Origin of the sequence: Mycobacterium sp. 5-140-3-2 (genome assembly GCF_035666375.1) — a bacterium.
In the GTDB taxonomy this organism is placed as follows: Bacteria; Actinomycetota; Actinomycetes; order Mycobacteriales; family Mycobacteriaceae; genus Mycobacterium; species Mycobacterium intracellulare.
Window position 1 is genome coordinate 4,975,632 of the sequence record NZ_CP142025.1, and the last position, 24,641, is coordinate 5,000,272.

Below are 24,641 nucleotides of genomic sequence, written 5' to 3' on the forward strand. Positions count from 1 at the left end.
GACGTGTCAGCGGCGCAGCGCATCGAACTCACCCTGTTGGCGACCGGGCTGATCTTCATCCTGGCGTCGGCGGCCCAGGCACGGTACCGCTTCATCAACGACCGTCGCGCGGGCCGGCGGTTCTACTGGGCGACTGCGATCATCGGCATCGCCTGCTTCGCGGTGGGGACCGGCCAGCTGTGGCCCAACGGGGTCGTCGTGGCGGCGATCTTTTCGGCCATCGTCGCCTTCTCGGCCTACCTCACCACGCCGTATCTGAAGATCGCCGGGCGGATCTACGCCTCGTCACCGGAAAACCGGCAGCCCGACCCTTAAGGACGCCATGCCAAGCAGCGACTTCCAGACCCTGCTCTACCGCACGGCCGGCCCGGTGGCCACCATCACGCTGAACCGGCCCGAGCAGCTGAACACGATCGTGCCGCCCATGCCCGACGAGATCGAGGCCGCGGTCGGCCTGGCCGAGCGCGACCCGGCCGTCAAGGTCATCGTGCTGCGCGGGGCGGGCCGGGCGTTCTCCGGCGGCTACGACTTCGGCGGCGGTTTCCAGCACTGGGGCGAATCCATGATGAGCGACGGAAAGTGGGATCCCGGCAAGGACTTCGCGATGGTCAGCGCCCGCGAGACCGGGCCGACGCAAAAGTTCATGGCCATCTGGCGGGCGTCCAAACCGGTGATCGCCCAGGTGCACGGCTGGTGCGTGGGCGGTGCCAGCGACTACGCGCTGTGCGCCGATCTCGTCATCGCCAGCGAGGACGCCGTGATCGGCACCCCCTACAGCAGGATGTGGGGCGCGTACCTGACCGGGATGTGGCTCTACCGGCTGAGCCTGGCCAAGGTGAAGTGGCACTCGCTGACCGGGCGTCCCCTGACCGGCGTGCAGGCCGCGGAGATCGAGCTGATCAACGAGGCGGTGCCCTTCGAGCGCCTCGAAGCGCGGGTGGCCGAGATCGCGGCCGAACTGGCGCAGATCCCCTTGTCGCAGTTGCAGGCGCAAAAGCTGATCGTTAACCAGGCCTACGAGAACATGGGCCTGGCCTCCACCCAGACGCTGGGCGGCATCCTCGACGGCCTGATGCGCAATACGCCCGACGCCCTGGGCTTCATCAAGATCGCGGAGGACGAGGGCGTGCGCGCCGCCGTCGAGCGCCGCGACGGCCCGTTCGGGGACTACAGCCAGGCCCCGCCGGAGCTGCGGCCGGACCCGTCACACGTCATCGTCCCTGATCGGGACTGATACTGAGACAGGCTAGAGATCCCCTGGCAGTCAGCTGGGAAATATCCGCGTCCGGCCAAAAAGTGCTACCGTAACTGCTATGTCTCGGCTGAGTACCGGCCTGCGTGCAGGCGCTGTGTTCCTTGCTCTGGGTGTTACCGCTGCGATCTTCCCGTCGACCGCGGTAGCCGACTCCACGGAGGACTTCCCGATCCCCCGCCGGATGATCAACACCACATGTGATGCTGAGCAGATCCTGGCGGCAACCCGGGACACCAGCCCGGTGTACTACCAGCGCTACATGATCGACTTCAACAACCACCCCAACGTGAACCAGGCCGCCATCGACAAGGCCCACTGGTTCTATGCGTTGTCGCCGGCCGACCGCCGGAACTACTCCGAGAACTTCTATGCGCCACAGGCCGATCCGCTGTGGTTGGCCTGGCCCAACCACATGAAGATCTTCTGGAACAACAAGGGCGTGGTCGCCAAGGCCACCGACATCTGCAACACCTACCCGCCCGGCGACATGTCGGTGTGGAACTGGTCGTAATCCTCACGGCATAAGCGGTATTCACCCACCCAGCGCCCAGGAATCTCCTCCTGGGCGCTGAGTCTTTTGGTGTGCCCTGCTGCCGTTTCACCACTGAAAGGTACGGCCCGCACCGGAGAACCGGTGCGGGCCGCGTGGCTGTCGGTACACCCACCGACACGAATTACGGTACCTCGGAACAAATTATTTGGCTACCCGAAATCTCGCGGTATGTTCGGACGACAGCCCACACCGACGAGGGAGAGCCATGCCCCACTACGTCCTGCCCGACCTGACCTATGACTACGGTGCGCTCGAGCCCGCGATCAGCGGCGAGATCATGCAGCTGCACCACGACGCGCATCACGCCGCCTACGTCAAGGGCGCCAACTCGACCGTCGACCAGCTCGCCGAGGCGCGTGCCGAGCGCAACCTCGCCCACTTGCCGGGCCTGGAGCGGACGCTGGCGTTTCACCTCGCCGGCCATGCCTTGCACTCGATCTTTTGGACGAATCTCTCGCCGGAGGCCGCCGAAAGGCCCGAGGGGGAACTGGCCGCCGCCATCGACGAGTTCTTCGGCGGATTCGAGGCGTTCCGCGCCGAGATGACCGGGGCCACCTCCAGCGTGCAGGGTTCGGGGTGGGGTGCGCTGGCGTGGGACCCGATCGGGCGTCGTCTGGTCGTGCACCAGATTCACGATCACCACGTCAGCGTGGCGATCACCAGCACTCCGCTGCTGGTGTTCGACGCCTGGGAGCACGCGTTCTACCTGCAGTACCGCAACGTCAAGGCCGACTACGTCGACAGGCTGTGGTCCATCGTGAATTGGGCCGACGTCGCCGTCCGCTTCGAGGCCGCTCGCCGCGGCGACCTGTCCGGGCTACACAGCAGCGACGAGATCGGCGGCGCGCGATGAGCATCCGATCGGTGGATCGAATGCGGGCGGTCAACTGGAATCGCCTGCCCGACCCCAAGGACGCGCAGGTATGGGATCGGCTGACGGGCAACTTCTGGCTGCCGGAGAAGGTGCCGCTGTCCAACGACTCGGCGTCATGGCAGACGCTGACCGCGCAGGAGCAGCAGACGACCGTGCGAGTGTTCACCGGGCTCACGTTGCTCGATACGACGCAGGCCACCGTCGGCGCGGTGTCGATGATCGCCGATGCGGTCACGCCCCACGAGGAGGCGGTGCTGACCAACATCGCGTTCATGGAATCGGTCCACGCCAAGAGCTACAGTTCGATCTTTTCGACGCTGTGCTCCACCCGCCAGATCGACGACGCCTTCGACTGGTCCGAGCGCAATCCGCACCTGCAGCGCAAGGCTCAGATCGTCGTCGACTATTACCGCGGGGACGACGCCCTCAAACGCAAGGCGGCGTCGGTCATGCTGGAATCGTTTCTGTTCTACTCCGGTTTCTACCTGCCGATGTACTGGTCCTCGCGCGGCAAGCTCACCAACACCGCCGACATCATCCGGCTAATCATCCGCGACGAAGCCGTGCACGGCTTCTACATCGGCTACAAGTGTCAGTGCGGACTCGCCGAGCTTTCGGAATCAGAGCGGTCCGGCCACCGCGAGTACACCTACGAGCTGCTGAATGCGTTGTACACCAACGAGATTGATTATGCCCACGATCTGTACGACGGCCTGGGCTGGACCGACGACGTACTGCCCTACATGCGGTTCAACGCGAACCGGGCCCTGGCCAACCTCGGGTACGAGCCGATGTTCGGGCCCTCGGACTGCCGGGTGAACCCAGCGGTGCTCTCGGCGCTCGATCCCGGCGCCGGCGAGAACCATGACTTCTTCTCCGGGTCGGGCAGCTCCTATGTCATCGGCTCCCACCAGGCCACCGAGGACGCGGACTGGGACTTCTGACCACCCGCAGCGGGCTGCTCACGCTTCGTAGGATCAGCGCGGCTGTACCAATCCGCCCGGCGGGTGCTCCTCGACGTCGTTGAGGATCAGCTCGCGCACCGCGGGACGCGGTCCGTACGGTCGCAGCATGGTGCTGGCCGGCCGTGGCCGCACGTGCTGCGGCCACCAGAACCAGCGCCCGAGCAAGGTGGCCAGCGACGGTGTCATGAACGACCGCACGATCAAGGTGTCGAACAGCAGACCCAGCGCGATCGTCGTACCCACCTGGGCCATCACCAGCAGCGGGCTGAACATGAACGTGGCCATCGTCGCGGCGAACACCAGACCGGCGGAGGTGACCACCGAGCCCGAACCGGCCATCGCGCGGATCGTCCCGGTCTTGAGCCCGGCGTGGATTTCCTCTTTGAACCGCGATATCAGCAGCAGGTTGTAGTCCGAGCCGACCGCCAGCAGCAGGATAACCGCCATCGCCAGCACCATCCAGTGCAACTTCAAACCCAGGATGTACTGCCATAAGAGCACGGAGAGTCCGAACGAGGCGCCCAGCGACAGCAACACCGTGCCGACGATCACGACGGCCGCCACGACGCTTCGGGTGATCACCAGCATGATGACGAAAATCAAAGTGGCCGCGGCGATTCCGGCGATGATCAGGTCGATGTCGGAGCCGTCGTGCATGTCCTTGTACGTCGCCGCGGTGCCGCCGAGGTAGACCTTGGCGCCCTCCCAGGGGGTGCCCTTGATCGCCTCGTGCACGGCCTGCTTGATCGGCTCGATGTGGTTGATGCCTTCGGGGGTCGCCGGGTCGCCTTCGTGGGAGATGATCAGCCGGACGGCGTGCCCGTTCGGCGATATGAACTGCTTGAGACCCCGCGCGAAATCCGGGCTCTTGAACGCCTCCGGCGGAAGGTAGAACGTGTCGTCGTTCTTCGCCTTGTCGAAGGCATCGCCCTGCGCGGTGGCGTTGTCGGCCTGCGCTTTCGCCTGTTCGTTAAGTCCCTGTGTGATCGCGTAATTCGACATGATGGTGTCGAGGTTGCGCTGCTGGCTCTCGATCTGCGGGGGGATCAGCGCCACCAGCTTGGGCTGGATCCGATCCAGCTTGTCCAGGTTCGCGCTCAGGTTCACGATGTTCTCGGCCACCTGGTCGATGCCGTCGAGCGCGTTGAAGACCGACCGGAGTGCCCAGCAGGCCGGGATGTCGTAGCAGTGCTTCTCCCAGTAGAAGTAGCTGCGGATCGGCCGGAGGAAGTCGTCGAAGTTGGCGATGTCGTCGCGCAACCTCTCGGTGATCTGCACGGTTTCCTTGGTGAGCCTGGTGGTTTCGTGCGTGGTGTTGCTCAGATCCTGGGTCACCTGCATCTGCTCGTGCAGCGTTGCCATCGTCTTGTGCAGCTCGTCGGCCTGCTTGAGCAGATTGTTCGCCTGCTCCTCTTGGTAGTGCTGGGTCTGGATCCGCCCCGCGGCTTGCGCGCCCATCTGAAACCCGAGGGTGCTGTGGTCGAGCGGCGTGCCCAACGGCCGGGTGATGGTCTGCACCCGGCCGATACCCGGGATGTGGAACACCGCCTTGGCGACCTTGTCCAAGACCAGGAAGTCGGCCGGGTTACGCAGGTCGTGATCGGTCTCGATCATCAACAGCTCGGGATTGAGCCGAGCCTGGTCGAAGTGCCGATCCGCGGCGGCATAACCGACATTGGCCGGGGTGTCCGCCGGCAGGAAGTGGCGGTTGTCGTAGTCCGTCTTGTAACCGGGCAGGGCGAGCAGACCGACCAACGCGACCGCGATGGTCACCGCGAGAACGGGTGCGGGCCAGCGGACCACCGCGGTGCCCATGCGACGCCAGCCCCGGGTCTGCAGCTTGCGCTTCGGGTCCATGAGCTTGAAGAACGACGCCACCGTCAACACCGCCGGGCCCAGCGTCAACGCCGCTAGAACCGCCACCAGCATGCCGACCGCGCACGGCACGCCCAGCGTCTGGAAGTACGGCAGCCGGCAGAAGCTCAGGCAGTACATCGCGCCGGCGATGGTCAATCCCGACCCGAGCACGACATGCGCGGTGCTGTGGAACATGGTGTAGAACGCTTTTTCGCGCGATTCGCCCAGACCACGGGCCTCGTGGTAGCGGCCGACCACGAAGATCGCGTAGTCGGTCCCGGCAGCGATCGCCATCAGCACCAGCATGTTGTTGGCGAAGGTGGAAAGCCCGATGATCCCGTAGTTTCCCAGGACCGCGACGACGCCACGGGCCGCCGCCAGTTCGATGAACACCATGACGAGCATGATCAGCATGGTGATCGCCGACCGATAGACGAACAGCAGCATCAAGATGATCACCAAGAACGTGACGAGCGTGACCTTCGCTACGCCCTTCTCACCCGCGTGGGATTGATCGGCGAACAGCGGACCCGCGCCGGTGACGTATGCCTTGATTCCCGGCGGCGCGGGTACCGAGTCCACGATCTTGCGGACGGCCGCGGCGGACTCGTTCGCCAGGCCGCCGCCCATGTTGCCGGCGAGGTAAACCTGGACGTACGCCGCCTTTTGGTCGTGGCTCTGGGAACCCGCCGCCGTGAGCGGATCACTCCAGAAATCCTGGACGTGCTGGACGTGTTTCTTGTCTTGCTCGACGCGCCTGACGATCTCGTCGTAGTAGCGGTGCGCTTCGGCCCCGAGTGGCTTGTCGCCCTCCAGCAGGATCATGGCCGAGTTGTCGGAGTTGAACTCTTTGAACGTCGACCCGACCTTCATCATCGACTGGAAGGACGCCGCGTCGGTCGGACTCATCGACACCGAGTGGGTTTTGGCGACGACCTCCAGCTGCGGGGCCACGGTGTTGGTGACGAACACGATGCCCAACCACACCAGGACGATCGGCAGGGCCAGCTTGTGGATCATCCGCGGCAGGAACGGCGGGATCAGCGGCTGATCGACGCGCGGCGGAACCTCGCCCGGCTCGCTCATGCGGACTTGTCCAGGCAATAGACGAAGGCGTTCACGGTTTGGTTGGGATCCGAGCGATTCGGCGTCTTGATGACGTCACCGCTTCCGTCGTGCTTGTTCACCACGAACTGGCAGGCGATCCAACTGCCGTCGCCTTGCGCCACCAGGTTTGCCGGGATGCCGGGCTTCGTTGAACTCAATACTTTGCTCCAGGGCAAGGGCACGTTGAGGGCCTGCTGCGGATGGGAATTTTCGTCGAGGTAGTTGATGGTGGCCGTGCTGCCCGGCGGGCCCCAGACCTGGAGCGTGATCGTCTTGGCGTTGAACTCGTCGAGGACCTCACCCGAGGTGCCACCACCGAACGAACCGCGGTGAACGCCGAAGACGCCGTGCAACCGGTACACGACGAAACCCGACAGCGCGACGACAGCCGCGATCGTGAGCACCAGCCAGAAACGCCCCAAAACCCCCTTTTTCTTGGCGCGCTGCGGAGCGGCCTTTTCGCCCTCCCCGCCGGCGGAGCCCTGCTGCCGCAGCGGCTCGGTCCTTGGCTCAGTCGTCGTCATGGGCGCTCCAAGTCCCTTCCCGTGTTCACCGGTTGAAGATCGCCAAGCCACAGCGTTACCGGCCTCCCTCCCTGAGTTCATGCGGCTTCCGCGATGAGCCCGATGCACGTGGCAGTCAGCAGGCGCGTCAGCGCGGTCGCGAAGTCCAGATTCCACTCCGGCGGAGCCACTTCCGGCTCCTCGGCGTAGACGTCAGTGAGATCCGCCGGCGGGTTCGCGACCTGCCACAGGGTGGCCGCCAGCGAGTACGCGGCCAGCAGGATATCGAGCGACCCCGACCGCCCGAGCTCGGGCAGCGCCCTCTCGATGGCATCGGCGAGCGAGCGCGTGGCGGCGGTGCTGATGCGCCTGACCTCGATGACCCGCTCCGCGTCCACCTCGTGCTCCAGGTGCAGGTGCAGGTTGGCCAGCAGGTCGCAGAACAGCGGATCGTCGGCCAGCGCCTCGGCCAGCGTCCCGGCGATGCGCGACGGCGATTTGGCGCCGGGCTCGGCCAGCTTGTCCGACACGGTGTTCGACCACCGCACCCACCCCTCGGCGGACAGGCGCAGCAGCACTTCCTTGTGCGAGGTGAAGTAGCGGCGCACCGCCGAATAGTGAATTCCGGCGCGGCTCGCCACCGCGGTCAGGGTGACCGACGCGACGCCCGTCTCCATCGCCAGCGAGCGTGCGGCTTCCACGAGGGCCTCCGCACGTTGGCGCTTCTTTTCCTCGGTGCGGGCACGCTGGAATGTCAGTTGCGCCACCGGAAGAGCGTAACGCACGTCGTGTGATTTGTATAACGCACGTTGCGTGATTTGTGCGAGGTCACTCTCGTCGGCGGCGCGAACGGGTAAAGGTGGAACCATGCTCCCGTCGCGTCCTTGGAAATAGCGCGTGCAGACCATCGCCCTGATCGGGTTTCTCGGCGGGCTGATCACCGGCATCTCGCCGTGCATCCTGCCGGTGCTCCCGGTGATCCTGCTGTCCGGTGCGGGCGGTACCCGAGCCGACTCCCGCCGCGTGAGTTCGGTGTCCCGCCCGTATCTGGTGATCGCGGGGCTGGTGTGCAGCTTCAGCCTGGCCACCCTGCTCGGCTCCGCGCTGCTGACGGCGCTGCACCTGCCGCAGGACGCGATCCGGTGGGCCGCCCTGGTGGTGTTGACCCTCATCGGCCTGGGGCTGATCTTCCCGCCGGTGCAGCACCTGATCGAACGGCCGTTCGCCTACCTCCCGCAGCGCCAAATCGGCGCCAACGCAGACGGTTTCGGTCTCGGTCTGACGTTGGGCGCGCTCTACGTGCCGTGCGCCGGTCCGGTGCTCGCGGCGATCGTGGTCGCCGGCGGAACCTCGTCGATCGGTCCGGGCGCGCTGGTGTTGACCGCGACCTTCGCCCTCGGAAATGCCGTGCCGCTGTTGGCCTTCGCGCTGGCCGGGCGCCGCGTCGCCGAGCGCGTCGCCGCGTTCCGCCGACGGCAGCGTGCGATTCAGATCGCCGGCGGGATCGCGATGATCGTGCTGGCCGTGGCGCTGGTGTTCAACCTGCCGGCGATGCTGCAGCGGGCCGTCCCCGACTACACGACGGCGATGCAGAACAAGCTGGGCGCCAACGACATCGGGCACAGCCTAAACCCCACCCCCGCGCAGCAGCCGAACCGCGGCACCGGGCTGGCGCTGAGCCCGCCCAGCGTCACCGTCGAGGGGGCGCTCAGCGACTGCTCCAGCGGTTCGGACGAGCTGCAACAGTGCGGGCCCGCGCCCGCCCTGACCGGCGTCACCGGGTGGCTCAACACCCCGGACGGCAAGCCGCTGGACCCCGCCGAGGTGCGCGGCAAGGTCGTGTTGATCGACTTCTGGGCCTACTCGTGCATCAACTGCCAACGCGCGATCCCGCACGTAATCGATTGGTACAACAGGTATCACGACGCCGGATTCGTCGTCATCGGGGTGCATACGCCGGAGTACGCGTTCGAGCGGGTCCCCGAGAACGTGGCCAGCGGCGCCGCCGACCTGCACATCCCCTACCCCATCGCCCTGGACAACGACTACGCGACGTGGAACAACTTCCACAACCTGTACTGGCCGGCCGAATACCTGATCGACGCGAACGGGCAAGTGCGGCACACGAAGTTCGGGGAAGGCGACTACGACGGCACCGAAAAACTGATCCGCCAACTGCTCGCGGACGCCCACCCCGGCGCGCCGCTGCCCGCGCCGACGAGTTCGGCCGACACCACCCCGCAGACCCGGCTCACGCCCGAAACCTACCTCGGTGTCGAAAGGTCCGGAAACTACGGCGGCACCGGCGATTACACGTCGGGCACCGTCACGCTGAGCTTTCCGCCGACCCTGGCCGACGACAAGTTCGCCCTGCGCGGGCGCTGGACCCTGGACGATCAGGGCGCCACCGCCGAGGGCGACGACGCCACCGTCCGGCTGAACTACACCGCGAAGGACGTCTACGCCGTCATCGGCGGCACCGGCACGCTCACCGTGACCCGGGACGGCACGACCACCACCACACCGATCGGCGGGGCGCCCACGTTGCACCGGATCGTCGCCGACGACTCCGCGCACCGCGACCAGCTGGACATGCGGGTCAGCAAGGGCCTGCAGGTCTTCTCGTTCACGTTCGGGTAGCGGGGCGGCTCACGACTTCTTCCACAGACTGCCGACCATCGCGACGACCACGCCGAGTCCCACCAGGGCGGCGCCGGCCAGCAGCGTGACGTTGAGCCATTGGTGCAGACCGGCTTCGGCGTGTCCGACCATCGCCTCGGCGACGCGCCGGATGTCGCCGGTGGTGCGGTTGAGCGCCTTGTCGACGTAGCGGCCGGCGACCTCGAGGCCGGCCCACCCGGCCGCGCCGACGAGCAGGGCGGACACCCCCAGGCTGCTGAGCGCCTTGCCGCGCCGGCGCGCGGCGGCCAGCGTGAGCAGCGCGCAGACCCCGCACAACGCCGCCGCCCCCACGCTCACCCACGGCCCCCAGGTGGATAGCCGGCTCAGCCGCCCCTGACGCATCGCTTGTGGCATCGAAACCGTCAGCGGGACAGCCAGTTTCGCGGGAACCGTCACGTTGTAACGGCTGAGCAGCGGCCGGATCGAGTCGTCGCCCAGCATCGGGGCGACGTCGACCGCCCACTGATCGCCGTTCTCGCCGCCCCCCGGGTCACCGAACAGCCAGCCGTGCGCCGCGCGGTTGGCCTGGGCGAACAGCGGCGGGAAGGTTGGCCCGGCGGTGAAAGCGCTGGCGGCATCGTGCACGTCGGAGCTGTCGACGGGATAACGGCCCCCGCCGTGTTCGGCGATGAGAGCCATTGCCCGCGTGGTCAGTTCGGCCGCCATGGCGGACTGCAGGTCCGGGTCGGCCGCCGCCCCGCGCGCCAGCGCCGCGTAGCCGTCGGCGTCGACGACGTGCAGCTGCGTCCACGCCGCGGGGATGGCCACCGCCAGCGCCAGCGTGGTGATGAGCCACAACAGCACGCTCGCCGCGAATCGCACGCCTGCGAATCTACGCAATCCCCCGCACGTACGCGGCCTGCCCGAGGTGCTGGGCGCAGTCGTCGATGATGCTGACCAACCGGGCGCTGGCCGTCACCGGCGGATCCCAGTTGGTGTCCACGACGCGGGCTAGCTCCTCGGCGGTGATCCCGCTGAGGTATTCGAGGGTGAGCTCGTGCACCGCGTGGTAGTAGCCGGACAGCAGGTCCGCGGGCGCCTTCACCTTGGCGACGTCGTCGGGCGAATGCCCGTAGCCCATGTCGCCCTGTGGCAGGTCCAGTCCGAACCGGTCCACCCACCCGTCGCGCAGCCAGACCTGCTCGACCCCGGCCACGTCGGCCAGCTGGAGGTCCTGCACCCGCGCGCTGTGCCAGAGCAGCCACGCGATGCTGTTGGCGTCCGGGGTCGGCCGATAGGACGACACCTCCTCGGTCAATCCCTCGGTGATCTCGTCGACGTGTTCGATCAACCGGGTGAAGGCGTCGCGCAGGAGGTCTTGGATTACGGCGGCATCGTCGGTGCGGGCCATACTCGCGACACTACGGGAGCGCGCCGTGGAAGACAGCCTCGACGTTGTTGCCGTCGGGGTCGCGCACGAACGCGCCGAAGTAGCCGGGGTGGTATTCCGGCCAGAGCCTCGGCTCGTGCAGCGGTTCGGCGCCCAACTCCACGGCCACCCGATAGAAGGCGCGCACGGCGTCCTCGTCGGGCGCCTCGAACGCCAGGTGAACCTCGCGATTGGGTCCGGCCAGCGCGCCTGAGATCCAGAAGGTCGGCTTGCCCCCACGGCCATACCCGATGGCGGGGCCCACATCCAGCTGCCGGGAGAAGCCCAGCGTCTCCAGCACCGCGTCGTAGAACCGCTGGGACTTTGCGTAGTCGGCGCAGTTGATGCCCACGTGGTCGATCACGGAGAAGATCCTGGCACGAGCCGCCGCCACGGTCGTAGATTGTTTGGATGACTTACGACCTCATCATCCGCAACGGCACCATCGTCGACGGGCTGGGGGGTGAGCCGTACGTCGGTGACGTGGCGGTGGCCGACAACGTCATCAAGGCGGTCGGCGACGTGAACGGCGCCGCGGCGAACCGCGAGATCGACGCCACCGGGCTGTTGGTCACGCCCGGCTTCGTCGACCTGCACACCCACTACGACGGCCAGTCCATCTGGTCGGAGCGCCTGACGCCGTCGTCGGCGCACGGGGTGACGACGGTGGTGATGGGCAACTGCGGGGTCGGCTTCGCGCCGTGCCGCCAGTCCGACCACGACGTCCTGGTCGACGTGATGGCCGGCGTCGAAGACATCCCGGGCGTCGTGATGACCGACGGCCTGCCGTGGACGTGGGAAACCTTCCCCGAATACATGGACGCCCTCGATGCCGGCAAGCGTGACATCGATGTGGCCGCGTACCTGCCGCACTCGCCGCTGCGCGTGTACGTGATGGGGCAGCGCGGCGCCGACCGCGAGCCGGCCACCGAGGACGACCTGGCGAAGATGCGGGCGTTGGCCAAGGAGGCGATCGAGGCCGGCGCGCTGGGCTTCGCCTCGTCGCGGTTGACCATCCACAAGACCGAAAGTGGTTCGCCCATACCGAGTTACGACGCCGCCCGCGAGGAGATCGAGCAGATCGCCCGCGGCGTCGTGGACGGCGGCGGCGGCCTGCTGCAGTTCGTCCCCGACATCCCGGCCGGCGGCTACCAGCCCGTGCTGCAGACGGTGTTCGACGTTGCCGAGGACGTCGGGCTGCCGCTGACCTTCACCCTCGTCGTCGCCAATTCGGGTGACCCGTCGTGGCCGGACGCCATCACCATGATCGAGAAGGCCAACGCCGCGGGCGGGGACATCACCGCGCAGCTGTTGCCGCGGCCCATCGGGTTGATCATCGGGCTGCAGCTGTCGGCGAACCCCTTCGTGCTCTACCCCAGCTACCGCGAAATCGCGCACCTGCCGCTGGCCGAGCGGGTCGCCGAGATGCGCAAGCCCGAGGTCCGCGCCCGCATCCTGGCCGACAAGCCGGGGCAGGGCCACCCGATCCTGTACGTGGCCCAGATGTGGGACTGGATCTACCCGCTGGGCGAGGACCCCGACTACGAGCCCGACCCGTCGACCAGCATCGGTGCCCGCGCCCGCGCCAAGGGCGTGGAGCCGATGGAGGAGGCCTACGACAGGCTGCTCGACGACGACGGCAAAGCCATGCTGCTGGTCGCGACCAGCAACCTGCAGGGCAACTCGCTGGACACCGTCGGGGAGCTGTTGCACCGCGACGACGTGGTGCTCGGCCTCGGCGACGGCGGCGCGCACTACGGCATGATCTGCGACGCCAGCTACTCGACGTACTTCCTGACGCACTGGGCGCGGGACCGCAAGGCCGGACGGTTCACGGTGCCCGAGGCGGTTCGCGAGCTCACCTCGGTGCCGGCGCGCATCGCCGGGCTGAGCGATCGCGGCCGTATCGCCGTGGGCTACAAGGCCGATCTCAACGTCATCGACCACGCCGCCCTGCGCCTGCACAAGCCGGTCATCACCTACGACCTGCCCGCCGGCGGGCGACGCCTGGACCAGACGGCGGACGGGTATGTCGCCACGATCGTGTCCGGGGAAATCATCGCTGAATATGGCGTCCCCACCGCCGCCCGTCCGGGCAAGTTGGTGCGGGGCCGTCAGCCCGCTCCGGCGCCCTTGCAATAACGCCACCAAAAGTGGCATATACCAGCTAAGTTGGGTCCCGTGACGAACCCGCATTTTGCGTGGTTGCCGCCGGAAGTCAACTCGGCACTAATTTTCTCCGGTCCTGGTCCCGGGCCGCTGCTTGCTGCCGCGGCGGCGTGGGACGGGCTCGCCGGGGAGTTGGCGTCGTCGGCGTCGTCCTTTTCTTCGGTGACGTCGGATCTGGCCAGCGGGTCGTGGCAGGGCGCGTCGTCGGCGGCCATGATGACGGTCGCCAGCCAATACGTGAGTTGGCTTTCCGCGGCGGCCGCGCAGGCGGAAGAGGTGTCCCACCAGGCCTCGGCCATCGCGACCGCGTTCGAGGTGGCGCTGGCGGCCACGGTGCAGCCCGCGGTGGTGGCGGCCAACCGGGCCCTGGTGCGGGCGTTGGCGGCCAACAATCATCTGGGCCAGAACACCCCGGCGATCGCCGACATCGAGGCGGCCTACGACCAGATGTGGGCCTCGGACGTGGCGGCGATGTTCGGGTATCACGCCGACGCGTCGGCGGCCGTGGCGAAGTTGCCGCCCTGGAACGAGGTACTGCAAAACCTCGGGTTCTCCAACACCACCACCGCGGTCACGCGGCCCGCCAGTTCCGGCGCCGTCGCCCGCGGCTACACGTCGCGCATCGCCGGGTTCCTCACGCCCCCGGCGCCGCAGTAGCGCGGGGCCGCATCGGTTCGCGCCTATCCTGGGACATCATGCGCAGCAAGAAGAAAGTCGATTTCGCGGCGCTCGCCGACGCGCTCGTCGATTACCCGTACGCGTACCTGATCACCGTCGACGACGAATACCGCTCGCACACCGTGACGGTCGAACCCGAGTTGCGCGGACAGACCCTCGAGGTCGGTCTCATCGGCGGCCGCACGCAGCAGAACCTGGCCCGGCGCCGCGACGTCACCCTGCTGTGGCCCCCGGCCGAACCGGGCGGCTACTCGCTGATCGTCGACGGCGCGGCCGAGGTGTCGCCCGAAGGCGGAGCCGGTGACGCGGTGCGGCTCACGGTGACGCCCACCCGCGCGCTGCTGCACCGCGACGCCGACTCCCCCGATGCGGCCCGGGGCTGCCTGCACGACTGTGTGGTGTTCTCGCTGCCGGCCTAGCAGCGATCGCCGCCATCGGCCTAGCCGGGCGCAGCGGGTCGCCGCCATCGGCCTAGGGCCGTACAGTCTCATCCGTGAGCCGCATCGCGCCCCTCGCCCCGCCGTGGAGCGAAGAGGATGCCGCCGGCATCAACAGCTGGGGCCACCCGGACCGCACCTACGAGCCGCTGCTGTTGGTGCGTTGCCTGCAGCGCCATCCGGTGCTGGCCTCCCGGCTGCGCAAACTCGGCGAATCCCTTTACACCGCAGCGCTTTTGCCGCCCCGGACGCGGACCATCGCCATCCTTCGCATCTGCGCGCTGCTGCGCTGCGCCTACGAGTGGGGCGGGCAGGCCGCCTTCTGGGGCCCGATCGCCGGCGTCAGCGACGACGAGTGCGACGCGCTAGTGTTGGCGGGGGCCGACGACCCGCGGTGGGGCCCGGCCGAGCGGACGCTGATCGCGGCGGTCGACGAGTGCGAGCGCATCGGCTCGTGGTCGGAGGCGACATGGGAAGCGCTCGGCGACTTTCTGGACGACGAACAGCGCATCGAATTGCTCACGGCCGTCGGTTGGTACCGCACGATCTGCACGCTGTGCAACGCGCTCGCGCTTCCGGTGGAGGGCTGGATGCGGCCCTGGCCGGGGTCAGCCGGCTGACCGGTCCCTGCGCAGGCTCGGATGCTGACTCTTCAACAGCGGCAGCAGCACTCGTCGCGGCATGAACTGGAACAGGCGGGTGCTGATCTGGCTAGGCAGGCCGGGGATCACGGTTGGGCGGTCGCTCTCGAGCGCGTCGACCCCGGCGCGCGCCACCTCACGCGACGGCTTCCACATGAACTTCGGGAACGCGTCGGCGAAGTCGCGCTCGTCCATGCCGGCGCTCTTCACGAACTCGGTGCGCACCGGGCCGGGACACAGCAGCACGACGGTGACGCCGGTGCCGGCGAGTTCACCGCGCAGCCCTTGGGTGTAGTTGTTGACGAACGCCTTGGTGGCCGCGTACCCGACCTGCCCGGGGAAGGGTTGGTAGCCGGCGGTTGAGCCGACGTTGAGGATCGCGCCGCGGCCGCGCGGCACCATCCGCTGGACCGCGCGGGTGCTCAGGTCGATGACGGCCTCGACGTTGACCCGCACCTGCGCGATCTCGTCGGCCACGGGAATTTTCGTCACCGAGCCCATGGTGCCGATGCCGGCGTTGTTGACCAGGATGTCGGCCGTCAGGCCGCGGCGCTCGACCTCGTCGAACAGGCCGGCGCGGGCGGCGGAATCCGCGACGTCGCAGGCGATCACCTCGACGCGCACTCGGCCGGCGAGTTCGTCGGCCAGATCGCGCAGCCGGTCTTCGCGGCGGGCGACGAGCGTCACGCCGTGGCCGCGGTCGGCCAACTCGCGGGCGATGTCGGCGCCGATGCCCGACGACGCGCCCGTCACGACGGCGGTGCTGGTGGGTGAGGGAGCGGGAAGCGCCACGCGTTCAAACGTACAAGGCCGGCCAGGCGCCTCGAGTGTGCACTCTGGGCGTCGAGTGTGAGGCCAGGGCTTCGCGAGTGAAACCAGGGCGGGAAAATCGCGAAAAGCTCGCCGTGAGCTCACACCCAAAGCCCTGAGCTCACACTCGATGCGCGCCGCGGCGGCGTACCCGCCGAACGTGAAACCAGGGCGGGAGAATCGCGAAAAGCCCGCCGTGAGCTCACGCTCGGCGCCATCGCCACGAAAAAACCCGGCCCCTTGTGAGGGCCGGGTTTTTTCGTTGGCGACTTTTTAGAAGTCCATGCCGCCCATGCCACCGGTCGGGTCGCCGACGGGAGCGGCGGCCTTCTCCGGCTTGTCAGCGACGACGGCCTCGGTCGTCAGGAACAGGCCCGCGATCGACGCGGCGTTCTGCAGCGCCGAACGGGTCACCTTCACCGGGTCGGCGACGCCGGCCTTGAGCAGGTCCTCGTACTCACCGGTGGCGGCGTTCAAGCCGGTACCGGCGGGCGAGTTGCGGACCTTCTCGGCCACCACGCCGGGCTCCAGACCACCGTTGAAGGCGATCTGCTTCAGCGGAGCCTCGAGCGCGACGCGGACGATGTTGGCGCCGGTCGCCTCGTCACCGGTGAGCTTCAGCTCGTCCAGCGACGGGGTGGCGTGCAGCAGGGCCACGCCACCACCGGCGACGATGCCCTCCTCCACGGCCGCCTTGGCGTTGCGCACGGCGTCCTCGATGCGGTGCTTGCGCTCCTTGAGCTCGACCTCGGTCGCGGCCCCGGCCTTGATCACCGCAACACCGCCGGCCAGCTTGGCCAGGCGCTCCTGCAGCTTCTCGCGGTCGTAGTCGGAGTCGCTGTTCTCGATCTCGCTGCGGATCTGGGCCACCCGGCCGGCGATGGCGTCGGAGTCACCGGCGCCCTCGACGATGGTGGTCTCGTCCTTGGTGACGACGACCTTGCGGGCCTTACCCAGCAGGGCGACGTCGGCGCTCTCCAGCGACAGGCCGACCTCTTCGCTGATGACCTGACCACCGGTGAGGATGGCCATGTCCTGCAGCATCGCCTTGCGGCGGTCACCGAAGCCGGGGGCCTTGACGGCCACCGACTTGAAGGTGCCGCGGATCTTGTTGACGACCAGGGTGCTCAGAGCCTCACCCTCGACGTCCTCGGCGATGATCAGCAGCGGCTTACCGGCCTGGATGACCTTCTCCAGCAGCGGCAGCAGGTCCTTGACCGTCGACACCTTGGAGCTGACCAGCAGGATGAAGGGGTCCTCGAGGACGGCTTCCTGACGCTCGGCGTCGGTGACGAAGTAGCCCGAGATGTAGCCCTTGTCGAACCGCATGCCCTCGGTGAGCTCCAGCTGCAGGCCGAAGGTGTTGGACTCCTCGACGGTGATGACGCCCTCGTTGCCGACCTTGTCCATCGCCTCGGCGATCAGGTCACCGATCGACTGGTCGCCCGCCGAAATCGCCGCGGTGGCAGCGATCTGGTCCTTGGTCTCGACCTCCTTGGCCGACTTGAGCAGGGTCTCGGTGACCTTCTCGACGGCCTTCTCGATGCCGCGCTTGAGACCCAGCGGGTTGGCGCCGGCGGCGACGTTACGCAGGCCCTCGCGGACCAACGCCTGAGCCAGCACCGTGGCCGTCGTCGTGCCGTCACCGGCGACGTCGTCGGTCTTCTTGGCGACTTCCTTGACCAGCTCGGCGCCGATCTTTTCGTACGGGTCCTCCAGCTCGATCTCCTTGGCGATGGACACACCATCGTTGGTGATCGTGGGGGCACCCCACTTCTTCTCCAGGACGACGTTGCGACCCTTGGGGCCCAACGTCACCTTTACCGCGTCGGCGAGGGCGTTGAGCCCCCGCTCGAGGCCACGGCGGGCCTCTTCGTCATACGCAATTGTCTTGGCCATTGCGAAGTGATTCCTCCGGATTGGGGATGACACGTTCTGGCCGGGTGCAGTGCCCGCGACGGACGACCGGGCTGTCGTTGGACCTGGTCTCACCGTCCCGACCTAGCACTCACTGGTCGCGAGTGCCAAGTCATTCTTAGCACTCGCCTATGCCGAGTGCAAGAAGTAGTGGGGCTCAGGGCAGGTCGAGCAGCTGCTCGTAGAACCCGCCGAAGCCGCGCGGCCGGTCGACCAGATGGATCTCGAGGATCCAGTGGCAGATGCGCCCGCGCGGGTCGGTGCGGCGCATCGGCTTGTCCGAGCCGGGCATGATGTACCACTCGATGCCGGGGCCGGCGATCTTCTTGTGCGGGAACTCCCCCACCAGGTGCCCGGCGATCCGGCTGGCCCACTCGAAGCCCTCCGCGTGCGCCACCCCGACGACGAAGTCGAACAGCTCGGCGCCGGTGACGTCGGGATGGCCGGCGAAGTAGTCGCGGCCGGCCTGCCACGCCCGGGGCAGCGCGTCGCGGACGGCCTTCTTGTGTGGGTCGTCGCCCAACAGGAAGGTCCGGCCGAAGTCGGCCTCCCACTCCTCGAAGATCGGCCCCAGATCCAGGAAGACGATGTCGTCGTCGACGATCAGCCGGTCCGGCGGGCGCTCGTGGAACGGTTGCAGCGTGTTCTCCCCGGCGCGCACGATCCGCCGATGCCAGTGCCGGGTCACGCCGAACATCTCGCCGGCCAGGTCGTGAATCTCATCGGAGAGCTCCTTCTCCCCGACCCCGGGCCGAATCATGGCCCGCCGCTCGATCTCGTCGAACAGTTGCGCCGCTTTGCGTTCGGCGTCCAGCAGCCGTTCCACGCGCAGTTCCTCCGCGGCCTCCATCCACGCGATGTTATGCGCACACTGGAGCCATGTCCCTCGTCGTGCCGCCCTACCCGCCGGCCCGCTACACCGCCGAAGAGCCGGAGATCAGCGCTTGGCTCAAGCGGGCCGACCAGCCCCCGGACTACGAGACCTCCGGCGTCAAATACCACTATTTGGCCAACCAACAGGACACCGCCGGCGACTACGGCCTCTATCGGGTCGACATCGCCCCGGCCGGCGGCGGTCCCCCGGCCCACTTCCACCGGGCCATGTCGGAGGCCTTCTTCGTGCTCTCCGGGACGATGAAGCTCTACGACGGCACCGAGTGGGCCGACGGGCACCAGGGCGATTTCCTCTATGTCCCGCCGGGCGGCGTCCACGGCTTCCGCAACGAGGCCGACGAGCCGGCGTCGATCCTGATGCTGTTCGCGCCGGGCGCCCCCCGCGAGGCCTACTTCGAAGGCTTCGCGGCGCTGGCCGACATGACCGACGAGGAACGCCGGGAGTGGTTCGTCCGCCACGACAACTACTGGGTCTGACCGCCCAGGTCGCCGTCGACGTAGCGCTGCAGGTTTGGGGCGATCGCGGCGATGGCCTCGTCGTCGGTCATCGAGGCGACGGGCTCGATCTTCCACACGTAGCGCATCAGCGCGAACCCCATCATCTGTGAGGAGATGAGGCCGCTGCGGATCAAGCGGTCCCGGTCGTCGCTGCCGAGCCCCGAGACCCCCATCAGGCTGCCCTCGACCACGCGACGGAGTTTGTCGCGGGTGGCGGGGTCGTGCGCCGCGGTCTGCAGGATGGCCCGCAGCGTCGGCCCGATCTCATCGTCGGCCCAGCTGGCCAGCAGCAGCTGCAGCAGTGCGGCGCCGAGCCGCTCGACCGGGGTGGCCCACACCTCGGCGACGCGGTCCAGCCACTGCTGGGGCGGGTTGGTCGCGGCGTCGAGCAGCCCTTCCTTCGACCCGAAGTAGTGGTAGACCAGCGCCGGGTCGACGTCGGCCCGCCGCGCGACCGCCCGGATCGTGGTGCCGGCCCAGCCGTGCACGGCGAATTCGTCGCGCGCCGCCGCGGCGATGCGCGCGGCGAGCACCCCCCGTTCGTCCCGGGGTCCAGGGGTCCCGGGCGTCGTCGCAGTCTTCGCCACGAGTTTCATCGTAGCGTGAATTTCTCCTTGCGTTGAAACTAATTTCACCGTAGCGTGAGACTAGTCTCAACGGTCCGTGAAAATCTCGAGGGAGCGGCCCCATGTACACCTACGACATCGACGCCGCGGCCATGTTCGACGACCGCACCGACCAGTTCGCGAAGTTCGGCGTTCCACTCGAGGACATTGAGCGGGTCCGCTCGGCCGTCGACGACATGTGGGCCGACGCGCCGGGCGGCTGGGTCTACGAATGGTCGCGGGTGGCAAGGGATTACGCCGAGCGCGGGGACCATCGGATGGCGTCCCTGGTGTACGGGTGCGCCAAGTTCCCCTGCCTGACGGACGCCGCCCGGGTCAAGGCGCTGCAGCACCAGCTCGAGCAATTTCAGTTGGCGGCCAACGGCTTTCCGGTGCACTTCGAGCGCCGCATCGTCGCCGTCGGGTACCGCGGCGGATCGGTCGAGGTGCCGGTGCACCTGTATTCGGCCGACGGCCGATACTCGGACCGGGCGGTGCTGATCGCCAGCGGCGGTGTGGACACCTGGAAGATGGACATCCACCCGTGGTGGGTCGCATTCACCCAGGGCGCGGGCGTGACCACGCTGGCCTTCGACCATCCCGGCACCGGCGAGACGGACATCCCGCTCGATGAACACGCCGACGAGGTGATCCGCGGCCTGGTGGGCTACGCCCGGACGCTGGGCGACGGCCGGGTCGCACACTTCGGCGCGTCATTCGGCGGGAACTTCGCCGCGATGTCCGGGCTGACCGGAATCGTCGACGCCGCAATCGAACTCGGTGGCCCGGTGGTCGACGCGTTCGCCGCCGAGAACATCGCAAAGCTGCCCTACGGCATGCGCGACATCGTGGGCAACGCCATGCACTGGGATCATTCCCCCACCCTCGAGGAGCTCAGCGCCGGCCTCGGCCGGCTCAACCGACGGGATCTGCTTGCCCGGCAAGGCAATTCGGAAATGTTGGTGATCAATGGCGCCGACGACTACTTCGTCCCGCAGTCCGACACGCTCGTCTTCCAGGGCCGGCCCGACACCGAGGTGCACCTCATCGAGGGCACCGGCCATGTCGCCATGAGCAAGGCGCCCGAGGTGGTGCCGCGGGTCATCGCCTGGCTGCGCGCGCAGATGACAACCGAGCGATGACGCGCCCGGCAACATCCGGCCGGGGTGAGTATGTTTTGGGCCATGGCTTCCAACGACAAAGAAACCCGCGCCTGGTCGGAGAGTGACGTCCCGGATCAGAGCGGGCGCGTCGTCGTCATCACCGGCGCGAACACCGGCATCGGGTATGAGGCGGCCGCCGTGCTGGCCCACCGCGGCGCCCACGTCGTGCTCGCGGTGCGCAACCCCGAGAAGGGCAACGCGGCGCTGTCGCGCATCGTCGCCGCCGGGGGGCAAGGGTCCCGAGAAGTAGACGTCACCCTGCAGCAGCTGGATCTGACCTCGCTGGACGCGGTCCGGTCGGCCGCCGACGCGCTGCGCGCGGCCTACCCGCGCATCGACCTGCTGATCAACAACGCCGGGGTGATGTGGACGCCCAAGCAGGTCACCGCGGACGGATTCGAATTGCAGTTCGGCACCAACCATCTGGGCCACTTCGCGCTGACCGGGTTGCTGCTCGACCACCTGCTCCCCGTGCGGGATTCGCGGGTGGTGACCATCAGCAGCCTCGGCCACCGGCTGCGCGCCGCGATCCACTTCGACGACCTGCAATGGGAACACCGGTACGACCGGATCGCCGCCTACGGGCAATCCAAGCTGGCCAACCTCCTGTTCACCTACGAGCTGCAGCGCCGGCTGGCGGCCACGCCCGACGCGAAGACCATCGCCGTGGCCGCGCACCCCGGCGGCTCCAACACCGAGCTGACCCGCAACCTGCCGGCGATCTTCCGGCCCGCCGCCGCGGCGCTGGGCCCGGTGCTGTTCCAGAGTGCGGCCATGGGTGCGCTGCCGACGTTGCGGGCCGCCACCGATCCGGACGTCCAGGGCGGGCAGTACTTCGGCCCGGACGGATTCCTCGAGCAGCGTGGCCACCCGAAGCTCGTCAAGTCCAGCGCCCAGTCCCACGACGCGGAACTGCAACGCCGGCTGTGGGCCGTCTCCGAAGAGCTTACCGGCGTCCGCTTCCCGGTCTGACGCGCGGATAATGGCCCCGATGCGATCAGTCGCGGAACATCAGCGCGTCGTCACCGATTTGATTCGTCCGCGGCCGCCGGTTTCGGTCGCGCTGACCGACGCCCAGGGCATGGTGCTGGCCGAGGACGTCATCGCCCAGCTGGCGCTGCCGGTCTTCGACAACTCCGCGATGGACGGCTACGCGGTGCGCGCCGAGGACACGGCGTCCGCGACGCCGGAAAACCCGGTGGTGTTGCCGGTCGCCGAGGACATTCCGGCCGGGCGCACCGACGAGCTGACGCTGCAACCCGGTACGGCGCACCGGATCATGACGGGCGCCCCGCTGCCGGCGGGGGCGACGGCGATCGTTCCGGTCGAGGCCACCGACGGCGGGGTGGACGTCGTGTCGATCCGCGAGCCCCGCGAGGCCGGCAAGCACATCCGGCGCGCGGGTGAGGACGTCGCTCCCGGCACCACCGTGTTGCGCCGGGGCCAGGTGGTGACGCCGGCGGTGCTCGGCTTGGCCGCCGCGCTGGGGATCGCCGAGTTGCCGGTGATCCCGCGCCAGCGGGTGCTGGTGATCTCGACCGGATCGGAGCTAGTGACCCCGGGCGTCCCGCTGCGGCCGGGGCAGATCTACGAGTCCAACTCGATCATGCTGGCCGGGGCGGTCCGGGATGCGGGCGCCGATCTGGTCGCCGTCGCGACCGCGGAAGACGATGTGGCCCAATTCAGTTCGATCATCGACCGGTACGCGGCGGACTCCGATTTGATCATCACCAGCGGCGGTGTCAGCGCCGGCGCCTACGAGGTGGTCAAGGATGCCTTCGGGCGCGAGGGCGATCAGGGCGTGGAATTCGTCAAGGTGGCGATGCAGCCCGGGATGCCGCAGGGCGTGGGCCGGGTGGCGGGCGCGACGATCGTCACGCTGCCCGGCAACCCGGTCAGCGCGCTGGTGTCCTTCGAGGTGTTCATCCGGCCGGCGTTGCGCACGGCGATGGGCCTGCCCGACCCGGAACGCCCGCACCGGTCCGCCGTCCTCGCCGAGTCGCTGACCTCGCCGCGGGGCAAGCGGCAGTTCCGGCGCGCGGTGCTCAGCGAGGACGCGAGCTCGGTCACCAGCTACGGGCCGCCGGCCTCGCACCACCTGCGCTGGCTGGCGTCGGCGAACGGGCTGCTCGACATCCCCGAAGACGTTGTCGAGGTGCCCGAGGGAACGCGGCTGCAGGTCTGGGATCTGCGCTAGCCCGGCGACGATGCAGCCCGCGTAGCGGGGTGAGGAGGAGTCGGGCAATCAGGCCTAGCCCGCCGACGATGCAGCCCGCGTAGCGGGGTGAGGAGGAGTCGGGCAATCAGGCCTAGCCCGCCGACGATGCAGCCCGCGTAGCGGGGTGAGGAGGAGTCGGGCAATCAGACCCAGCTGTACTGACCAGGGACGTTGGTGACTTAGCCCGCGGGCGTGGCCACGTCCCGGTGGAATTCGTCGGCCTTGTCGAAGGCCGGGTTGTAGCGGATCGCGATGCCGACGATCGCCATCATCACCGGGATGGTGGCCAGCGCCGCCGACAGCCCCACCCAGCCGGACAGGTGACCGATCAGCGGCGGGCCGAGCAGGTAGCCCAGCCAGCCCGTCGCCGCCACGATGGCGATCGCCGATCCCGCTTCGCTCGCGCCGTAGGCCGCGCTGAACGCGGTGGGCACCAGCAGCGCCACGCCGATTCCCAGTGCGGCGAAACCTAGCACGCCGACGGCCGCGTTGGCGGTCGCCAGCGTCACGCTCATGCCCACCACGGCCACCACCGCCAGGGCCGGCAGCAGCCTGCGACTGGGCACCCGCGCGTGCAGCCGGGGCGCTCCGAACCGGGTGATCACCATCGTCAGCGTGTAGGCCGCGTAACTCAACGCCGAGACGCTCGGGCCGGCGCCCACGACGTTGCGCAGGTAGTTGGCCGACCAGTCGGTCGCCGCGCCCTCGCACAGGAACGACGCGAACGAGACCGCGGCCAGGATCGCCACCGTCGGCGTCATCCAGGCCCGCCGGCCTTGGGGGGTGGGTCCCGACGGCGCGTCGGAGTCATCTGCCGCATCGGGGATCAGGCGACGGGTGAGCGTTCCCACCACGATCAGCACGACCGCCCCGAGGACCGTCAGCTGGGCGGTCAGCCCGATGCCCGCGCCGACGCACGCCGCGCCGATGACGGCCCCCACCAGCGTCCCGACGCTCCACATGCCGTGGAACCGCGCCATGATCGGCGCCCGGGCGGCCCGCTCGACGGTCGCGGCCTGGGTGTTCATCGCGACGTCCAGCGCGCCCTGGAACGTCCCCCACAACGCCAGCGCGCCGAACAGGGCGGCCCCGGATTTGGCCAGCCCCACCGTCGTCCCCGCGACCGCATAGCCGGCGACCATGACCGGGATCAGGCGGTGGCTGCCCCAGCGCCGCAGCGCCCAGTGGCTTGCCAGCGTGGCCACCACCGATCCCAGCGGGGCGCCGAACAGCGCCGTTCCCAACGCCGCGTCGGAGAGGCCCAGCTCGTCCTTGACCCGCGGAATGTGGGCGGCCCACGACGAAAACACCAGACCGTGGGCGATGAATGCGGCGGTGACACCGCGTTTCGCCCGACGCACCGGTGTCGCCCGCCGATCAGCACTGTGCGGTTGCATGTCGAAGGTCAACGTTCCCTCTGCGGGCATCCACGAATCAACCGCGGGC

At 68.3% G+C, this 24,641-nt stretch carries 24 protein-coding genes and 1 pseudogene; 14 read left to right on the forward strand and 11 right to left on the reverse strand.

All coding sequences use genetic code 11. The features are described from left to right. Window positions 1-3: 3 nt before the first annotated feature. The 5 genes from P6281_RS23330 (at window position 4) to nrdF (ending at window position 3,626) form a co-directional block, all read left to right on the forward strand. Window positions 4-315, forward strand: coding sequence for a hypothetical protein (locus tag P6281_RS23330; RefSeq protein WP_008261279.1), 312 nt, complete (start codon window positions 4-6; stop codon window positions 313-315). Window positions 316-322: 7 nt separating this feature from the next. Beyond that, window positions 323-1,234, forward strand: coding sequence for a crotonase/enoyl-CoA hydratase family protein (locus P6281_RS23335; RefSeq protein ID WP_008261283.1), 912 nt, complete (start codon window positions 323-325; stop codon window positions 1,232-1,234). Between the two features lie 79 nt (window positions 1,235-1,313). Then, window positions 1,314-1,766 carry a DUF5078 domain-containing protein gene (locus P6281_RS23340; protein ID WP_008261284.1) on the forward strand — a complete coding sequence of 151 codons (453 nt, stop codon included), beginning with the start codon at window positions 1,314-1,316 and terminating at the stop codon, window positions 1,764-1,766. 247 nt (window positions 1,767-2,013) lie between these two features. Then, complete coding sequence (locus P6281_RS23345) at window positions 2,014-2,661, forward strand: superoxide dismutase (RefSeq protein WP_008261287.1); 648 nt, start codon at window positions 2,014-2,016, stop codon at window positions 2,659-2,661. Continuing rightward, the gene (gene nrdF, locus P6281_RS23350) at window positions 2,658-3,626 is read left to right on the forward strand and encodes a class 1b ribonucleoside-diphosphate reductase subunit beta (RefSeq protein ID WP_008261290.1); all 969 of its coding nucleotides are present in this window, start codon (window positions 2,658-2,660) and stop codon (window positions 3,624-3,626) included. Before P6281_RS23345 ends, nrdF begins: the two co-directional genes overlap by 4 nt. A 33-nt stretch (window positions 3,627-3,659) precedes the next feature. On the opposite strand, the gene P6281_RS23355 is transcribed toward nrdF, so the two are convergent. From P6281_RS23355 to P6281_RS23365, 3 genes are all read right to left on the reverse strand, one after another. Further along, window positions 3,660-6,590, reverse strand: a complete 2,931-nt coding sequence (locus P6281_RS23355; protein ID WP_009953516.1) for an MMPL/RND family transporter — start codon at window positions 6,588-6,590, stop codon at window positions 3,660-3,662. Continuing rightward, entirely contained in the window at window positions 6,587-7,135 is a 549-nt protein-coding gene (locus tag P6281_RS23360) for an MmpS family transport accessory protein (RefSeq protein ID WP_324738536.1), read from the reverse strand. The genes P6281_RS23355 and P6281_RS23360 overlap by 4 nt, the downstream gene beginning before the upstream one ends. Before the next feature lie 77 nt (window positions 7,136-7,212). Then, the gene (locus tag P6281_RS23365; protein WP_085976859.1) at window positions 7,213-7,899 is read right to left on the reverse strand and encodes a TetR family transcriptional regulator; all 687 of its coding nucleotides are present in this window, start codon (window positions 7,897-7,899) and stop codon (window positions 7,213-7,215) included. A 112-nt stretch (window positions 7,900-8,011) separates the two neighbouring features. Here P6281_RS23365 and P6281_RS23370 point away from each other — a divergent pair, with 112 nt between their 5' ends. Continuing rightward, window positions 8,012-9,754, forward strand: coding sequence for a cytochrome c biogenesis protein DipZ (locus P6281_RS23370; RefSeq protein ID WP_008261296.1), 1,743 nt, complete (start codon window positions 8,012-8,014; stop codon window positions 9,752-9,754). A 9-nt stretch (window positions 9,755-9,763) separates the two neighbouring features. Here the strand turns inward: P6281_RS23370 and P6281_RS23375 are convergent, their stop codons facing one another. The 3 genes from P6281_RS23375 to P6281_RS23385 are packed head-to-tail and all read right to left on the reverse strand — an operon-like array spanning window position 9,764 to window position 11,529. After that, window positions 9,764-10,618, reverse strand: a complete 855-nt coding sequence (locus P6281_RS23375) for a hypothetical protein (RefSeq protein WP_014385881.1) — start codon at window positions 10,616-10,618, stop codon at window positions 9,764-9,766. A 10-nt stretch (window positions 10,619-10,628) separates the two neighbouring features. Next, window positions 10,629-11,147, reverse strand: a complete 519-nt coding sequence (locus tag P6281_RS23380) for a mycothiol transferase (RefSeq protein ID WP_008261300.1) — start codon at window positions 11,145-11,147, stop codon at window positions 10,629-10,631. A gap of 10 nt (window positions 11,148-11,157) precedes the next feature. Then, entirely contained in the window at window positions 11,158-11,529 is a 372-nt protein-coding gene (locus P6281_RS23385; RefSeq protein ID WP_008261301.1) for a VOC family protein, read from the reverse strand. A gap of 47 nt (window positions 11,530-11,576) precedes the next feature. On the opposite strand from P6281_RS23385, the gene P6281_RS23390 reads away from it, so the two are divergent. From P6281_RS23390 to P6281_RS23405, 4 genes and pseudogenes are all read left to right on the forward strand, one after another. Continuing rightward, the gene (locus P6281_RS23390; protein WP_008261303.1) at window positions 11,577-13,307 is read left to right on the forward strand and encodes an N-acyl-D-amino-acid deacylase family protein; all 1,731 of its coding nucleotides are present in this window, start codon (window positions 11,577-11,579) and stop codon (window positions 13,305-13,307) included. 39 nt (window positions 13,308-13,346) lie between these two features. Next, a pseudogene (locus P6281_RS23395) lies at window positions 13,347-13,967 on the forward strand (PPE family protein); the annotation flags it as partial. A 62-nt stretch (window positions 13,968-14,029) separates the two neighbouring features. Further along, window positions 14,030-14,431: a hypothetical protein gene (locus P6281_RS23400; RefSeq protein WP_008261307.1), complete on the forward strand. Its 402-nt coding sequence runs from the start codon at window positions 14,030-14,032 to the stop codon at window positions 14,429-14,431. Window positions 14,432-14,505: 74 nt separating this feature from the next. Beyond that, the gene (locus tag P6281_RS23405) at window positions 14,506-15,069 is read left to right on the forward strand and encodes a carboxymuconolactone decarboxylase family protein (protein ID WP_014385882.1); all 564 of its coding nucleotides are present in this window, start codon (window positions 14,506-14,508) and stop codon (window positions 15,067-15,069) included. Here the strand turns inward: P6281_RS23405 and P6281_RS23410 are convergent. The 3 genes from P6281_RS23410 to P6281_RS23420 form a co-directional block, all read right to left on the reverse strand. Next, on the reverse strand, window positions 15,058-15,882 hold the full coding sequence (locus tag P6281_RS23410; protein ID WP_014385883.1) for an SDR family NAD(P)-dependent oxidoreductase: 825 nt from the start codon (window positions 15,880-15,882) through the stop codon (window positions 15,058-15,060). The genes P6281_RS23405 and P6281_RS23410 overlap by 12 nt on opposite strands. Window positions 15,883-16,173: 291 nt before the next feature. Further along, complete coding sequence (gene groL, locus P6281_RS23415) at window positions 16,174-17,799, reverse strand: chaperonin GroEL (RefSeq protein WP_008261313.1); 1,626 nt, start codon at window positions 17,797-17,799, stop codon at window positions 16,174-16,176. A 175-nt stretch (window positions 17,800-17,974) separates the two neighbouring features. Further along, complete coding sequence (locus tag P6281_RS23420) at window positions 17,975-18,667, reverse strand: M24 family metallopeptidase (protein ID WP_008261315.1); 693 nt, start codon at window positions 18,665-18,667, stop codon at window positions 17,975-17,977. A gap of 29 nt (window positions 18,668-18,696) precedes the next feature. On the opposite strand from P6281_RS23420, the gene P6281_RS23425 reads away from it, so the two are divergent. Beyond that, window positions 18,697-19,188, forward strand: coding sequence for a cupin domain-containing protein (locus P6281_RS23425; protein WP_008261318.1), 492 nt, complete (start codon window positions 18,697-18,699; stop codon window positions 19,186-19,188). Here P6281_RS23425 and P6281_RS23430 read toward each other — a convergent pair. Next, entirely contained in the window at window positions 19,176-19,805 is a 630-nt protein-coding gene (locus P6281_RS23430) for a TetR/AcrR family transcriptional regulator (RefSeq protein ID WP_438941767.1), read from the reverse strand. The genes P6281_RS23425 and P6281_RS23430 overlap by 13 nt on opposite strands. A 92-nt stretch (window positions 19,806-19,897) precedes the next feature. Here P6281_RS23430 and P6281_RS23435 point away from each other — a divergent pair, with 92 nt between their 5' ends. The 3 genes from P6281_RS23435 to moeA are packed head-to-tail and all read left to right on the forward strand — an operon-like array spanning window position 19,898 to window position 23,174. Then, window positions 19,898-20,956: an alpha/beta fold hydrolase gene (locus tag P6281_RS23435; protein ID WP_008261322.1), complete on the forward strand. Its 1,059-nt coding sequence runs from the start codon at window positions 19,898-19,900 to the stop codon at window positions 20,954-20,956. Window positions 20,957-20,998: 42 nt separating this feature from the next. Next, on the forward strand, window positions 20,999-21,949 hold the full coding sequence (locus P6281_RS23440; RefSeq protein WP_095663089.1) for an SDR family NAD(P)-dependent oxidoreductase: 951 nt from the start codon (window positions 20,999-21,001) through the stop codon (window positions 21,947-21,949). A gap of 19 nt (window positions 21,950-21,968) precedes the next feature. Beyond that, a complete protein-coding gene (gene moeA / locus P6281_RS23445; RefSeq protein WP_008261332.1) occupies window positions 21,969-23,174 on the forward strand; it encodes a molybdopterin molybdotransferase MoeA in 1,206 nt (401 codons plus the stop codon). A gap of 200 nt (window positions 23,175-23,374) precedes the next feature. Here the strand turns inward: moeA and P6281_RS23450 are convergent, their stop codons facing one another. After that, window positions 23,375-24,622, reverse strand: a complete 1,248-nt coding sequence (locus tag P6281_RS23450; RefSeq protein ID WP_008261334.1) for an MFS transporter — start codon at window positions 24,620-24,622, stop codon at window positions 23,375-23,377. Window positions 24,623-24,641: the final 19 nt, after the last annotated feature.

Coding starts and splice junctions, on each gene's coding strand:
- P6281_RS23440 (WP_095663089.1), top strand. CDS start 20,999: ATGGCTTCCAACGACAAAGAAACCCGCGCCTGGTCGGAGAGTGACGTC.
- P6281_RS23390 (WP_008261303.1), top strand. CDS start 11,577: ATGACTTACGACCTCATCATCCGCAACGGCACCATCGTCGACGGGCTG.
- P6281_RS23360 (WP_324738536.1), bottom strand. CDS start 7,135: ATGACGACGACTGAGCCAAGGACCGAGCCGCTGCGGCAGCAGGGCTCC.
- P6281_RS23345 (WP_008261287.1), top strand. CDS start 2,014: ATGCCCCACTACGTCCTGCCCGACCTGACCTATGACTACGGTGCGCTC.
- P6281_RS23435 (WP_008261322.1), top strand. CDS start 19,898: ATGTACACCTACGACATCGACGCCGCGGCCATGTTCGACGACCGCACC.
- moeA (WP_008261332.1), top strand. CDS start 21,969: ATGCGATCAGTCGCGGAACATCAGCGCGTCGTCACCGATTTGATTCGT.
- P6281_RS23425 (WP_008261318.1), top strand. CDS start 18,697: ATGTCCCTCGTCGTGCCGCCCTACCCGCCGGCCCGCTACACCGCCGAA.
- P6281_RS23430 (WP_438941767.1), bottom strand. CDS start 19,805: ATGAAACTCGTGGCGAAGACTGCGACGACGCCCGGGACCCCTGGACCC.
- P6281_RS23400 (WP_008261307.1), top strand. CDS start 14,030: ATGCGCAGCAAGAAGAAAGTCGATTTCGCGGCGCTCGCCGACGCGCTC.
- P6281_RS23380 (WP_008261300.1), bottom strand. CDS start 11,147: ATGGCCCGCACCGACGATGCCGCCGTAATCCAAGACCTCCTGCGCGAC.
- P6281_RS23335 (WP_008261283.1), top strand. CDS start 323: ATGCCAAGCAGCGACTTCCAGACCCTGCTCTACCGCACGGCCGGCCCG.
- P6281_RS23420 (WP_008261315.1), bottom strand. CDS start 18,667: ATGGAGGCCGCGGAGGAACTGCGCGTGGAACGGCTGCTGGACGCCGAA.
- P6281_RS23355 (WP_009953516.1), bottom strand. CDS start 6,590: ATGAGCGAGCCGGGCGAGGTTCCGCCGCGCGTCGATCAGCCGCTGATC.
- nrdF (WP_008261290.1), top strand. CDS start 2,658: ATGAGCATCCGATCGGTGGATCGAATGCGGGCGGTCAACTGGAATCGC.
- P6281_RS23450 (WP_008261334.1), bottom strand. CDS start 24,622: ATGCCCGCAGAGGGAACGTTGACCTTCGACATGCAACCGCACAGTGCT.
- P6281_RS23340 (WP_008261284.1), top strand. CDS start 1,314: ATGTCTCGGCTGAGTACCGGCCTGCGTGCAGGCGCTGTGTTCCTTGCT.
- groL (WP_008261313.1), bottom strand. CDS start 17,799: ATGGCCAAGACAATTGCGTATGACGAAGAGGCCCGCCGTGGCCTCGAG.